General features: G+C 64.9%; 12 protein-coding genes. 9 read left to right on the top strand and 3 right to left on the bottom strand.

Annotated elements, in window-relative coordinates:
* The first annotated feature begins 74 nt into the window (after positions 1-74).
* Entirely contained in the window at positions 75-860 is a 786-nt protein-coding gene (locus FJW07_RS14955) for a DUF1499 domain-containing protein (RefSeq protein ID WP_140783381.1), read from the top strand.
* Between the two features lie 103 nt (positions 861-963).
* Here FJW07_RS14955 and FJW07_RS14950 read toward each other — a convergent pair whose 3' ends face one another.
* Positions 964-1872: an MBL fold metallo-hydrolase gene (locus tag FJW07_RS14950; protein WP_140857251.1), complete on the bottom strand. Its 909-nt coding sequence runs from the start codon at positions 1870-1872 to the stop codon at positions 964-966.
* A gap of 220 nt (positions 1873-2092) precedes the next feature.
* Between FJW07_RS14950 and FJW07_RS14945 the strand changes: the two genes are divergently transcribed.
* From FJW07_RS14945 to FJW07_RS14915, 7 genes are all read left to right on the top strand, one after another.
* Positions 2093-2683: a biotin transporter BioY gene (locus FJW07_RS14945; RefSeq protein WP_140643358.1), complete on the top strand. Its 591-nt coding sequence runs from the start codon at positions 2093-2095 to the stop codon at positions 2681-2683.
* Positions 2684-2903: 220 nt separating this feature from the next.
* Positions 2904-3794, top strand: a complete 891-nt coding sequence (rfbA, locus tag FJW07_RS14940) for a glucose-1-phosphate thymidylyltransferase RfbA (protein WP_140657092.1) — start codon at positions 2904-2906, stop codon at positions 3792-3794.
* Positions 3787-4341, top strand: a complete 555-nt coding sequence (gene rfbC / locus FJW07_RS14935; protein WP_140657090.1) for a dTDP-4-dehydrorhamnose 3,5-epimerase — start codon at positions 3787-3789, stop codon at positions 4339-4341. The genes rfbA and rfbC overlap by 8 nt, the downstream gene beginning before the upstream one ends.
* 14 nt (positions 4342-4355) lie before the next feature.
* Positions 4356-5525 (top strand): dTDP-glucose 4,6-dehydratase, encoded by a 1170-nt coding sequence (gene rfbB / locus FJW07_RS14930; RefSeq protein ID WP_246680762.1) that lies wholly within the window; start codon positions 4356-4358, stop codon positions 5523-5525.
* The gene (gene rfbD, locus FJW07_RS14925) at positions 5522-6424 is read left to right on the top strand and encodes a dTDP-4-dehydrorhamnose reductase (RefSeq protein WP_140857249.1); all 903 of its coding nucleotides are present in this window, start codon (positions 5522-5524) and stop codon (positions 6422-6424) included. The genes rfbB and rfbD overlap by 4 nt, the downstream gene beginning before the upstream one ends.
* Before the next feature lie 313 nt (positions 6425-6737).
* The gene (locus FJW07_RS14920) at positions 6738-8762 is read left to right on the top strand and encodes a nucleoside-diphosphate sugar epimerase/dehydratase (RefSeq protein WP_181182633.1); all 2025 of its coding nucleotides are present in this window, start codon (positions 6738-6740) and stop codon (positions 8760-8762) included.
* Between the two features lie 90 nt (positions 8763-8852).
* Positions 8853-9383, top strand: a complete 531-nt coding sequence (locus tag FJW07_RS14915; RefSeq protein WP_140857247.1) for a sugar transferase — start codon at positions 8853-8855, stop codon at positions 9381-9383.
* Positions 9384-9402: 19 nt separating this feature from the next.
* On the opposite strand, the gene FJW07_RS14910 is transcribed toward FJW07_RS14915, so the two are convergent.
* A complete protein-coding gene (locus FJW07_RS14910; RefSeq protein ID WP_140857246.1) occupies positions 9403-10374 on the bottom strand; it encodes an NAD-dependent epimerase/dehydratase family protein in 972 nt (323 codons plus the stop codon).
* Positions 10371-11663, bottom strand: coding sequence for an O-antigen ligase family protein (locus FJW07_RS14905; protein ID WP_140857244.1), 1293 nt, complete (start codon positions 11661-11663; stop codon positions 10371-10373). The genes FJW07_RS14910 and FJW07_RS14905 overlap by 4 nt, the downstream gene beginning before the upstream one ends.
* A gap of 455 nt (positions 11664-12118) precedes the next feature.
* Here FJW07_RS14905 and cysD point away from each other — a divergent pair, with 455 nt between their 5' ends.
* Positions 12119-13024 carry a sulfate adenylyltransferase subunit CysD gene (gene cysD, locus FJW07_RS14900; protein WP_246680761.1) on the top strand — a complete coding sequence of 302 codons (906 nt, stop codon included), beginning with the start codon at positions 12119-12121 and terminating at the stop codon, positions 13022-13024.

Below are 13024 nucleotides of genomic sequence, written 5' to 3'. Positions count from 1 at the left end.
GTTTGTTCTTTCGGCTTCAAGCCGGCGTCAAAAACCGCTAACTCTCGGCGCGGGTTGGGACGACACGGCACAGAATGGCATCTATTCCTGAAAGGCAGACGTCGAGGGCGGCCGGCTGGTCGCGGCGGATCGGGGCATTTTCCCTCGTCCTTTTGCTCACCGTCATTGCCGCCTACAGGCTGGGTCTCGTCGACACACCGCCTTTCCTGTGGGTGCTGGCGGTCGTGGCGCTGCTGGCGGCGCTTGCCCTTTTGCTGGCTGGTCTCGGTCTGTCCAGGGTCTGGAGTTTCGGCGATCGCGGTGGCCGCGATCTCAGCATCGGCGCGCTGCTGGCGCTTCTGGTGCTGGCGCCATACGGCGTCGCCGTCTACTGGGCGACGATCTATCCGCCGCTGCGCGACATCTCGACCGATCTCGACGATCCGCCGGTGCTGGACACCAGCGAGCGCACCGCCGACATGAACGAGCTGTCGCCGCCCACCCCGGGCGAACAGAGCCTGCAGGCCGACGCCTATCCGCTAGTTAGCGGGCGCAGCTACAACCTGCCTTTCGAAACCGTCGTCGACGCTGTCGAAACCGTGCTCGACCGCCGCGACTGGCAGCTGACGGCACCTTATCCCGACATCAACGGCCAGAGCGAGGCGACCATCAATGCGCTGGCCAAGGGCTTCGTGCTCGGACTGCCGGCCGACGTCGCCATCCGCGTCACGGACGACGGCGAGCAGGTGGTCGTCGACATGCGCTCGGCCTCGCGCTACGGCCGCTACGACCTTGGCGACAACGCCGCCCGCATCACGGATTTCCTCGGCGAGCTCGACCAGGAGGTCGCCGGGCAGGTCGGCGCGGCGCCGGCCGAATAGAGCAATTCCCGGAAAAGTGTGAAGCGGTTTTCCGTCCGGAATTGCGCCAAGAAGGACGAAGGAGCGCTTCGCCGTTTCCGTGAAACGGTGACGCGCTCCGGACCTACGCAGCGGGCGCGAAAACGCCGTCTATGGCCGGATCGCCTTCCGTGACGACCAGGCCGCGCGCGACCAGATCCTCGAGATGGGCAAGCACCGAAAGCCCCGCGGCGCCGTGCAGCCGCGGGTCTGTGTCGCGATAGATCGCAGCGACCATTTCCGCGATCGTCCGGTCTCCGGCGCGGATGCGTTCCAGGATCGCCCTTTCGCGCATCTTGCGATGCGTCTTGAGGCCGCGCATGAACCGTTGGGGCGCGGTCACGGGGCCGCCATGGCCTGGCAACAGCAAGCGATCCTCGCGCGCCAGCAGCTTGTCGAGGGAGCTCATATAGTCCGCCATGGCGCCGTCCGGCGGCGCGACGATCGAGGTCGACCACGCCATGACATGGTCGGCTGAAAACAGGGTTCCGGCTCCCTCGAGGGCAAACACGGCGTGGTTGGCGGTGTGGCCGGGCGTCAGCACGGTGCGGATTGTCCAGCCGTCGCCCTGGGTAAGCGCATTGTCGGCCAGCACGACATCGGGAACGAAGCCAAGGTCGGCGCTGGCGTCGAGCGGATTGACCTCGCCGATGCGTAAAGGCCGTGCCGGTCGATGCGGGCCTTCGGCAAGCGTTGGCGCGCCGGTCAGCTCTTTCAATCGCGACGCGAGTGGCGAATGGTCGCGATGGGTGTGGCTGACGAAGATGTGGCTGACCGGGCGGCCAGCGATCGCGGTAAGCAACGTCTCGAGATGGGCGTCGTCTTCCGGCCCTGGGTCGATCACCGCCAGCGTCTCGCGGCCGACGAGATAGCTGTTGGTGCCGTGGAAGGTGAAAGGGCTCGGATTTCTGGCGGTGATGCGCAGCACATCCGGCGCAACCGCAACCGCCCGGCCATAGGCGGGATCGAAGCTGGTGTCGAATTCAAGGGCCATGCCGGCGGGCTCCGTTGCAATGCGGCAAAGTGATTGCCGCCCGATACGGAAGCCAATATAGGAAAATTAGTGCATGTCGCCCAAAAGTGCGCAGCGGTTTTGGGAGAACGACATGCAGCGACACGAAGTTTGAAGCGCGTTGCCTGAAATCCGTTTCTGCGCGGCGCGCTTCAAGCCAGCAAATCAGCCACCCAATAGATTAGCCAGAATGGGGAAGACCATGGCAACTGCAACCACGATGCGCCCGCTTGTTTCTCTCACTCTACCGGATCGGGGCGCTGCCCGGCTCGCGACTCAGCTCTTCCTGGCACTCGCCGGAACCCTGCTGCTGACGCTTTCGGCCAAGACCAAAGTGGTGCTTGGCCCGGTCGACATTTCGCTGCAGACGCTGGCCGTGCTGTTGATCGCCTCGGCGTTCGGCCTGCGGCTGGCCGTCGCCACGCTCCTTCTCTACCTCGCCGAAGGTGCTTTTGGCTTGCCGGTTTTCCAGGGTACGCCGGAAAAGGGCATCGGCATCGCGTATATGCTGGGTTCGACGGGTGGCTATCTTGCCGGCTTCGTGGTCATGGCGGCGATCGCCGGCTGGGCCGCGGATCGCGGCTGGGACCGCAATCCGTTCAAGCTGTTCGGCGCTATGCTGACGGCGGAGGTCGTCATGATGGCCATCGGCTTTGCCTGGCTGGCGATCCTCATCGGGCCGGAAAAGTCCTGGCAGTTCGGCGTCCTGCCCTTCATCGTCGGCGACCTGATCAAGGTGGCTTTGGCCGCCAGCCTTGTGCCGGCCGTGTGGACATTGCTCAAGCGCGGCTGAGACAATCGGCGAGAAAAGGGCCGGCGGGCGACAAGCGCCGGCCGGCCCTTTTTCATGGCGCTGTCGGATTTCGCTCGAAACCACCTTATGCCAGATGATAGAAAGCGATGAAGTAACGTCGGGAAGCAGTCGAAGCCGACATTGACAAGCCAGCGCCCGAAAACTAAGCACGGGCAACTTGGCGTCGAGGCGGGGGCCGCGGTAGCTCAAGGAGAGCTTGTTGAAAGGAATTATCCTTGCGGGCGGCAGCGGAACACGTCTCTATCCGCTTACATTAGCGATTTCTAAGCAGATACTGCCGATCTACGACAAGCCGATGATCTATTACCCGCTGAGCGTGCTGATGCTCGCGGGAATTCGCCAGATTCTCATCATCTCGACTCCGCGCGACTTGCCGGTCTTTCAGGCATTGCTGGGCGACGGTTCCGAATTCGGGCTGGAATTGTCCTATGCCGAGCAGCCGCAGCCCAACGGTCTCGCCGAAGCCTTCATCATTGGCCGCGAGTTCATTGGCAACGACAGCGTGTCGATGATCCTTGGCGACAACATCTATTTTGGCGGCGGCCTGTCGCAACTCTGCCGCGAGGCGGCGATCCGCGAGGGCGGCGCCTCGGTCTTTGCCTACTATGTCGACGATCCTGAGCGTTATGGCGTGGTTTCCTTCGACAAGGCCTCCGGCAAGGCTCTGACGATCGAGGAGAAGCCGCAAAAGCCGAAGTCCAACTGGGCCGTGACCGGTCTTTATTTCTACGACAACAACGTGGTCGACATTGCCTCGACGATCCGCCCTTCGGCGCGCGGCGAGCTCGAGATCACGGCGGTCAACAACGTCTATCTCGAGCGTGGCGAACTGCATGTCCACCGTCTCGGCCGCGGCTATGCCTGGCTCGACACCGGCACGCATGACAGCCTGCTCGAGGCATCGTCTTTCGTGCGCACGATCGAGCATCGCCAAGGCATCAAGATTGCGTGCCCCGAGGAGATTGCGCTGGAGCAGCACTGGATCAGCGCCGACAAGGTTCTGGATCGCGCCTTTCGGCTCGGCAAGAACGAATATGCCGCCTATTTGCGCCGGCGGGTGGCCGATCTGATGGAGGAACGCGGTGCTTGAGGTCAGGCCGCTCGGCCTCGATGGCGTGCTGGAGATCGTGCCCAAGCGGCATGGCGATGCACGCGGTTTTTTCAGCGAGACCTGGAATGCCGAACGCTTCGCCGAAGCCGGCATCGATCTCGCCTTCGTGCAGGACAACCATTCCTATTCCGCCGCGGCCGGTGTGCTGCGCGGCCTGCATTACCAGTTGCCGCCGCGCGCGCAAGCCAAGCTGCTGCGCGTCATCCGGGGCAGCGTGCTCGATGTCGCGGTCGACATCCGCCGTTCCTCGCCCACTTTCGGCAAATGGGAAGCGCTGGAGATATCGGCCGACAAGGGCAACCAGGTTCTGGTGCCGAAAGGCTTCGCGCATGGTTTCGTCACGCTCGTGCCGGATACCGAGGTGCTCTACAAGGTGACCGACACCTACTCGCCCGGGCACGACCGCTCGATCCGCTTCGACGACCCGGCGATCGGCATAAAATGGCCGGCGATTGCGGGCGGCTTCCAGCTTTCGGACAAGGACCGCAACGCGCCCTTGCTCGGCCTGGCGGAGGTGTTCGCGTGAGGAGGGATGGCGGCATGAATTTTCTGGTCACCGGAGGCGCCGGCTTCATCGGCTCGGCCGTGTGCCGGCATCTGTGCGCCAATCCGGCCTATCGCGTCACCAATCTCGACAAGCTGACCTATGCCGGCAACCTCGCATCGCTGAGGCCGATCGAGAACGCGCACAACTACCGCTTCGAGCAGGCTGATATCTGCGACGAGCGCGCGGTGCTGGAGATCTTGCGCGGCGACGACATCGACATCGTCATGAACCTCGCCGCCGAGAGCCATGTCGACCGCTCGATCGACGGCCCCGGCGCCTTCATCGAGACCAACATCGTCGGCACCTACCGCATCCTGAATGCGGCGCTGGAATACTGGCGCGGGCTTCCGCAGGCCCGACAGGACAGCTTCCGCTTCCACCATGTCTCGACCGACGAAGTCTTTGGCGACCTGCCTTTCGACGGCGGCATGTTCGTGGAGGAGACGCCTTACGCGCCGTCCTCGCCCTATTCGGCCTCGAAGGCGGCATCCGACCATCTGGTGCGGGCCTGGCACGAGACCTATGGCCTGCCGGTGGTGCTTTCCAACTGCTCGAACAATTACGGCCCCTATCATTTCCCGGAAAAGCTGATCCCGCTGGTCATCCTCAACGCGCTCGACGAGAAGCCGCTGCCCGTCTACGGCGCCGGCGCCAACGTGCGCGACTGGCTGTTCGTCGAGGATCACGCGCGGGCCCTTGAACTGGTGGCCACCCAGGGGCAGCCGGGCGAGAGCTATAATGTCGGCGGCAATTCCGAGCGCACCAATCTCGGCGTCGTCGAGGCGATCTGCGATCTTCTCGACCAGAGGCGGCCGCGCGCCGGCGGCAAGCGCTATCGCGATCTCATCGCCTTCGTCACCGACCGCCCCGGCCATGACCGACGCTATGCGATCGACGCCTCCAAGATCGCGCGCGACCTCGGCTGGGCGCCGCGGGAGGACTTCGACAGTGGCCTGGCCAGGACCGTCGACTGGTATCTCGACAACAAATGGTGGTGGGGGCCGATCCGCGAGCAGCGCTACGATGGCGCGCGGCTAGGCCGAGCTACGGCGCAAAAGCGCCCGATCGAGAACGCCCCGGTCGAGAACGCCCAGATCGAAAATGCAAGGGTCGAAAGCAGCCCGGCCGGGAACGCGGCCGAGAGCAGGAAGGTGACCACGTGAGGCTTGCCGTCACCGGACGTGAAGGCCAGGTCGCCGCAAGCCTGGTCGAGGCGGCGCGGGGCCGCGACGATGTCGAGGTCGTGGCCGTCGGCCGGCCGGCGCTCGACCTGGCGCGGCCAGACACGGTGTTCGCAGCCCTCGAAGCGGCAAGGCCCGACATCGTCGTTTCCGCCGCCGCCTACACCGCCGTCGACCAGGCCGAGGACGAGAAGGACCTGGCCTTCGCGGTGAACGCGACCGGCGCCGGCAAGGTGGCCGAAGCCGCGGCAAGGCTCGGCGTGCCCGTCATCCATCTGTCGACCGACTATGTCTTCGACGGCACCAAGGATGGCGCCTATGTCGAGACCGATCCGACCGCGCCGCTCGGCGTCTACGGCGCCTCCAAGCTCGCCGGCGAAGAGGCGGTCGCGGCGGCCAATCCGCGCCACCTCATCCTGCGCACCGCTTGGGTCTACAGCCCCTTCGGCAGGAATTTCGTCAAGACGATGCTGCGCCTCGCCGCCGACCGCGACGAGATTCCAGTCGTCGCCGACCAGTGGGGCAATCCGACATCCGCGCTCGACATCGCCGCCGCCATCCTGCATGCGGCGGCGAAGCTGCGGGACGACAGGAATTTTGCCGCCTTTGGCGTCTATCATCTGGCGGGCACCGGTGAGATCAACTGGAGCGGCTTTGCCCGTCACATCCTGGATACGAGCCAGGCCCTTGGCGGTCCGCATGCCCGTATCCTCGACATCGCAACCGCCGATTACCCGACAAAGGCAAGGCGGCCGGCCAATTCGCGGCTATCGAGCGCGAAATCGGCGGCTGCATTCAGGTGGACCGCTCCGGATTGGCGGGAATCGACCGGAGCTGCCGTAGGTCGTATCGTCGCCGACCGTTCGGCCTCGGGACGTTGATCGACAGCCCGTGCCATGGAATAGGTCCGAAGCGATCTGGCGCGCCGTATAGAGACAGTCCGATGCGATGAACGAGGCGTCGTAGAAGGATGCTCTGAGATGACCGCGGGGGAGCAAATGGCCATGCCCTGCCCCTTCGTCAACACTACAGCGCAATGCAAACAAAAAACCTCTGGCTCTCCCGCTCGCTCCGCGCTAAGGCGATAACCGGGTTACGGGGGTAGGGGATTTGCAATCCAGGGTGGTGGCGGACGCTGGTCGGGCCGGCGCCGTTCTGGTAGGCATATCCCGCGCCTGGAGCCAGTACTGCCCAATGACCGCATACGTAGAAGCCGTATCGGAACTCCGACCGAGGATGCGGCGCGCCATCATCATGATCCAGGACCTCGTCATGGTCCTGGTCGCGGTTGCGCTTAGCCTCATCCTGTCGCAGTCGCGGCTTTCCTTCGACGCGTTCTCTTCCGGCGGGCTGGCCTGCTGGGCGCTCATCGTGCTCATCGCCCATCTGCTGTTCCGATCCAGCGGCCTCTACAACACCGTCTGGCGCTTTGCCTCCACGCCCGACTTCTTCAACATCCTGAAGGGCTGCGGCAGCCTGACGGTGATTCTCTATCTGGCCTCGCTTGCCTTCCGCTTCTTCTTCCAGCCGGTCGCCGGCCTCAACGAGCGCCAGTTCATCGTCTTCTTCCTGGTCTCCTTCACCATCATTTCGGCGCCCAGGCTCTATTATCGCTTCCTGCGCGACGGCGCGAGCTGGCGCATCCTGCGCCGCGCCGCCGGCGATGCCTCGACCAAGCAGGCGCTGTTCATCGGCCGGCTGAGCGAGGCGGACCTGATCGTCCGCTTCACCCGCACGGCCATGCCTGCCGAATACGCCATCGCCGGCATCATGGCCACCGAGAGCGACGCGCCGCTCGGCACGCGGATCCAGGGCGTTCCGGTCGTGGCGCTGCGGCCGCGCCTGGTCGAGGTGCTGGAGGAATATGTCAAGGGCACGGAAAACCTCGACCTCCTGATCTTCGGCCAGGGGGTCGAGCGCGAGATCGAGGACTATGCCGAACTGGTGCGCGTCGCCCGCCACAGCGGCATCGCCGTCGTCCAGTTTTCCGGCCTGTCGGAACTGGGGCAGGGCGGCAAGCTGGTTCTCGATGCCGTCGAAATGGCGACCATCATGCGCCGTTCGGCGGTCGCCACCGACATCACGCGCATCGGCGCCTTCGTCGGCGGCAAGCGCGTGATGGTCACCGGCGGCGCCGGCTCCATCGGCCGCGTGCTGGTCAAGCGCGCGCTGGAACTGGGCGCCGAGGCGGTGCTGGTGGCCGACAATTCCGAGTTCGGCATCTTCCAGCTCGATCAGCAGACCGACGACGGCGACCGCGACCGGCTGACCAGCCGCATCGTCGATGTCACCGACCGGCCTCACATGACGCGCCTCGTCAGCGAGTTCAAACCCGCGATCATCTTTCACGCCGCGGCGCTGAAGCACGTGCCGCTGCTCGAGGAAAACTGGGAAGCGGCGATCGAGACGAATGTCTTCGGGACGCTCGCCTGCGCCGAGATCGCCGCCGAATGCGGCGTGCCGCAGTTCCTGCTGATTTCCAGCGACAAGGCCGTCGACCCGACCTCGGTGCTGGGCGTCACCAAACGGGCGGCCGAACAGGTCGTCTCCTCGCTGCATGAAACCCAGGCGGCCTCACCGCCGCCGCGTGCCGGCGCGGCAAATGGCCACCCTGCCGGCGCCCCCGATCTGCGTCATTCGGGCACGAAATTCATCGCCGTGCGCTTCGGCAACGTCTTCGGCTCCAACGGCTCGGTGGCGACCATCTTCCAGGCGCAGATCGAGGCCGGCGGGCCGGTCACCATCACCGACCGGCGCATGACCCGCTATTTCATGACCGTGGCCGAGGCCGTCGACCTCGTCATCATGTCGGCCGCCGATGCCGAGCAGCGCCGGGGCGCGGATGACTACGCCATCTACATGCTCGACATGGGCAAGCCCGTGCCGATCCTCGAAGTCGCCGAAACCATGATCCGCATGGCCGGCAAAAGCCCCTATACCGATATTCCGATCCGCTTCACCGGCATCAGGCCCGGCGAGAAGCTGCACGAGACGCTGCATGCCGAGAACGAGGAGGTGGTCAAGCTCGACACCGCCAAGATCTTCGGCCTCAGGACCGGCGTCATCGAATGGCCGAAGATCGAGGCGGCCCTGCCGGCGTTGGTGGCCGCGATGCACGATCGCGACAAGACCGCCGCGCTTACGGTGCTGGCGGGGCTACATCAGGACCAGAACATTCCAGATCGCGACATGCCGAAAGCGGCAGGGCAAACGGCTTAGCCTGACTTGTTCATGCGCAGCCACCCAAGTGTACCCGAATACAGGCTGGATGTGCCGCTCTTGTTCCCCTTTTGGCGACGGATCTGAGCGATGACCGCGAAGCGCGCGCTCGACCTCGCGGTCGCCGTTCCGATGCTGGCGGCGGCGGCTCCCGTCCTGCTTGTCGCGATGCTGGCAATCCGGGCAACATCGCCCGGCCCGGCCATCTTCTCGCAAATCCGCGTCGGCCGGGGAGGAGCCCTCTTTGCCTGCCGCAAATTGCGCACGATGTATCGCGCAACGCCTTCCTTGCCCACGCACGAAGCGCCGGCCGGTTCGGTCACCGCGGTCGGCAAGGTGCTGCGGGCAACCAAGATCGACGAATTGCCGCAGCTCTGGAACGTGCTCAAGGGCGAGATGAGCCTTGTCGGCCCTCGTCCATGCCTACCGACGCAGGCGGAACTGATCGAACGGCGCAGGGAACTGGGCGTGCTCACCGCACTTCCAGGCATCACAGGGCTCGCGCAGATCAAGGAGATCGACATGTCGGATCCAAAACTTTGCGCGGAAACCGACGCGGCCTACATCAAGGCCGCCTCGACCAGCCTGGACCTGAAGATATTGCTGGCTACGTTCTTTTGAGGCGCTCCCGCAGGGAAAGCTACGGCGAAGGCGCCGAACCTGGCCGCTTTCCGGAATCGTTCTGACCGGCCTGCCGCGCCAATTCCTCAAGCCGGCCGAGCGTGTCGGTTTCCGGCATCCAGCCCTCCGAGGCCAGCAGGGACGGGTCACAGATCTGCGTCGCCATGAAGGCTTGCCATGACGCCTGCCGGCCAAGCAGCATGGCCAGCAGGCGCAGCGGCCAGGCCGGCATGGGGAAAAGCCGGGCCGGCCGGCCGTATCCGCGCCAGAACGCGGTGATGATTTCGGACATCGTAACCGGCGAAGCATCGCTGAGCACATAGATCGGGCGCGGCGGCGCGGGACGGGTCAGAAGATGCGTCACGGCGCCGGCCACGGCGTCTTGCGAGACGAGCGAGCGAACCGCCGTCAGGGCGGCTGCTGGCAGCGGCAGGCCGTTGGCGGCGAGGCGCGTCAGCCCGCGCAGATTTCCCTTCATGCCTTCGCCATAGACCGGCGGCAGCCGCAGCGCCGTCGCCCCGGCGCGCCTTGCCGCTGCGAAAGCCTCCAGCGTTTTGATCTCGCCTTCGCGCTTGGAACGCCCATAGGCGTCTTGCGGGGCAGGGGGCGTGGCCTCGTCGATGGTGCCGCTGAAACCGGCGCCCACCACGGCGCGGATCGAGGAAAGATAGATGAAGCGCCCGGCGGTGCGCGTGGCCGCCGCCTGGGCGAGCCGTCCGGTCAGCATCGCATTGACGGCCTGGAAGTCGGCAGCGCCGGCGTTGCGGTCATTGTTGAGCGCTGCGCAGTGGACGACATGCGTCACCTCGCGCATCAGCTCCAGGAAGGCTTCGTCCGGCGCATCGGCGTTGGGCAGCGCGACGGCATCGTCCACGCCCGCCAGTTGCTGCGGCTGGCGAGAGGCGATCCGTATGCCGAATCCGGCCTCACGCAACCGGCTGACGACCCGGCGTCCAATGAAGCCTGTCGCGCCGGTGACCAGGACCTTCATGGTTGCAGGCTGGCGTCCGGCGCCGCCGCAGGCGCGCTTCTCCCGGTTGGCGCTGCCGTCCGCCCGGATGCAAGGTAGGTCCCCGAGATCAGGAACACCATCAGCGTCGCGTCGAGGATGTCGTGGCCGACCAGGATGCCGGCCATTCCGCCGGTGAGATAGGTGATGACCGCGACAAGGACGATCGTCGCGCCGAACCGCTCCACCGGATCGACGCTGAGGCGCAGCGTCCGTGCCGCGTTCCAGGCAGCGACGACGAAAATCGACGCCAGGGCCAGCGCCCCCAGCAGACCGGCCTCGACCAGCGCGGTCAGGAAGCCATTGTGAAAATGGCTGAAACCCGCGCTTAGGCCGAACTGCTCGTGAAAACCCTGCTTCATCAGCGCCCGGCTCGCCGAGATGCCATGGCCGAAAATCGGCATGTCGCGAAACGCGGCAAAGCCGATTTCCCACATCGCTACGCGCAGGCCGAGCGCCGTCGAATGGTCACCATTGGCGTTCAGCGCATCCCAGTCGCTGACCAGGAAGTCGGTTCTATCCAGCACGGCGCGGGAGCCGATGGCGGCGATCACAAGGGCGACCACGACGCCGATCGCCACGAAGCGTGCCAGGCTGGCGCCGGTGAACCGGCGACGGTTGATGAGAAGCACGACGATGCTGGCGATCGGCACGGCCACCCAGATCATGCGCGATCCCGAATAGACAATCGCAATGACTCCGGCGACCGCCGCCAGGACCAGCAGCTTCCAGCGTTTCTCGATGCCCGACAGCGCGCCGGCAAGGCATGTCATGACGGCAAGGCAGGTAACGGTTGCGAAAACGATCGGATTGCCGGCGCCGCCCTCCGCCCTCACGCCGAGCCGATGATACTGGAACACGGCCATCGCCAGCGCGCCGAAGCAGGCCGCGGTGCTGGCCAGAATGGCGATGCGTGCCAGCGCGCTCTTCTCGGTGATGCTCCAGGTCGAATAGGAGATGGGGAACAGCAGGAAGGTGATCAACGGCAGGAAAAACCGCAAATCGGCGGCCAGCGTGCCGTTGACGATCGAAGCCAGAACCATGGCCGCGCAATAGGCGTAGATCGCCACCGTGACGGCGAGCATCGGCCGGTCGATGTTGAAGCGCCGGCGTTTCGCGGCCAGAAGCATCGCGGACCACACACCACCGGCATTGAAGGCGATGCTGACCAGCGATCCAAGCACCGGCGGCGAGAAAAAGCAGACGATCGAGAAATAGATGTTGATCTGTGCGGGCGTGAGGTGGCGCCGGAGCGTTGTAAACGGGTTCAAATGCTTGCTTCGCAATTTTCCAGGTTGCGCCCGGATCCATGGAGCCAGCCAGAGGCCACCTCGCCGATCTCCGTTTGCCGCGCCTTGCCCGTTCCCCGAGCCCGTATAGCGGCTGGCGCCGCTCCGCGATAGTGCGGTCGACGATGTTGCGGCAGAAATCCCCGATCAGGCCACGATCGGACGGCCTCGGAATTCCCCGGACGCCACGGGCTTTCTCCGCTTCCGCGTTTTCGATGGCTCCGGCAGGATTTTCCGCTTTGCCGGCCGCGCTTGGAAAATTCGTTCTCTAATCACCTCGCGCCGCGCGGGTCTTGCATTGTTATCGGCGGCGCCGATCTGTTAGAACGCCCGCACGAAACAGTTTGTCTGAAGTGAAATCTGCGCCCGGGGGGCATGGAATTGCGCCTGCGATGCAAGATTTCCGCTCCACGGCACGAAAGAACGCTCGACGCTCCATGAATATCGCGCTCACGCATCTGCAGCGGCTCGAGGCCGAATCCATCCACATCTTCCGCGAGGTCGCGGCATCTTTCTCCAAGCCGGTGATGCTCTATTCGGTCGGCAAGGATTCGTCCGTGCTGATGCATCTGGCGATGAAGGCCTTCTATCCGGCCAAGCCGCCTTTCCCGTTCCTGCATGTCGACACCACCTGGAAGTTCCGCGAGATGATCGCCTTTCGCGATCAGATGGCGCAGAAGCTTGGCTTCGACCTCCTGGTCCACGTCAATGAGGATGGTGTTCGCGAGGGCATCAACCCCTTCGATCATGGCTCCAACACCCACACCCATGTGATGAAGACGGTGGCGTTGCGCCAGGCGCTCGACAAATACGGCTTCGACGCCGCATTCGGCGGCGCCCGCCGCGACGAGGAGAAGTCGCGCGCCAAGGAGCGCATCTTTTCCTTCCGCAACGCCCAGCACGCCTGGGACCCGAAGAACCAGCGGCCGGAAATGTGGAAGATCTTCAACACCCGAATCGCGCCGGGCGAATCGATCCGCGTCTTCCCGCTGTCCAACTGGACCGAGCTCGACATCTGGCAGTACATCCTGCAGGAAAACATCCCGATCGTGCCGCTCTATTTCGCCAAGGAGCGGCCGGTGGTCGAGCGCGACGGCATGCTGATCATGAAGGACGATGACCGCATGCTGCTGCGCCCCGGCGAGGCGGTCGATAACCGGCTCGTGCGCTTCCGCACACTGGGATGCTACCCGCTGACCGGCGCGATCGAGTCCGACGCCGACACGCTGGAGGCCATTGTCGGCGAGATGCTGACCGCCCGCACCTCCGAGCGCCAGGGCCGCCTCATCGACCGCGACGAGGCCGGCTCGATGGAAAAGAAGAAGCGCGAGGGTTATTTCTGA

This window comes from Mesorhizobium sp. B3-1-9 (assembly GCF_006439595.1).
Taxonomy (GTDB): Bacteria; Pseudomonadota; Alphaproteobacteria; order Rhizobiales; family Rhizobiaceae; genus Mesorhizobium.
This window is presented reverse-complemented; position numbering and strand designations above follow the sequence as displayed.

What these genes read in the sequence shown, in the direction of transcription:
- FJW07_RS14955 (WP_140783381.1), top strand. Translation starts at nt 75, where the DNA reads ATGGCATCTATTCCTGAAAGGCAGACGTCGAGGGCGGCCGGCTGGTCG.
- FJW07_RS14950 (WP_140857251.1), bottom strand. Translation starts at nt 1,872, where the DNA reads ATGGCCCTTGAATTCGACACCAGCTTCGATCCCGCCTATGGCCGGGCG.
- FJW07_RS14945 (WP_140643358.1), top strand. Translation starts at nt 2,093, where the DNA reads ATGGCAACTGCAACCACGATGCGCCCGCTTGTTTCTCTCACTCTACCG.
- rfbB (WP_246680762.1), top strand. Translation starts at nt 4,356, where the DNA reads ATGAATTTTCTGGTCACCGGAGGCGCCGGCTTCATCGGCTCGGCCGTG.
- FJW07_RS14920 (WP_181182633.1), top strand. Translation starts at nt 6,738, where the DNA reads ATGACCGCATACGTAGAAGCCGTATCGGAACTCCGACCGAGGATGCGG.
- FJW07_RS14915 (WP_140857247.1), top strand. Translation starts at nt 8,853, where the DNA reads ATGACCGCGAAGCGCGCGCTCGACCTCGCGGTCGCCGTTCCGATGCTG.
- FJW07_RS14910 (WP_140857246.1), bottom strand. Translation starts at nt 10,374, where the DNA reads ATGAAGGTCCTGGTCACCGGCGCGACAGGCTTCATTGGACGCCGGGTC.
- cysD (WP_246680761.1), top strand. Translation starts at nt 12,119, where the DNA reads ATGAATATCGCGCTCACGCATCTGCAGCGGCTCGAGGCCGAATCCATC.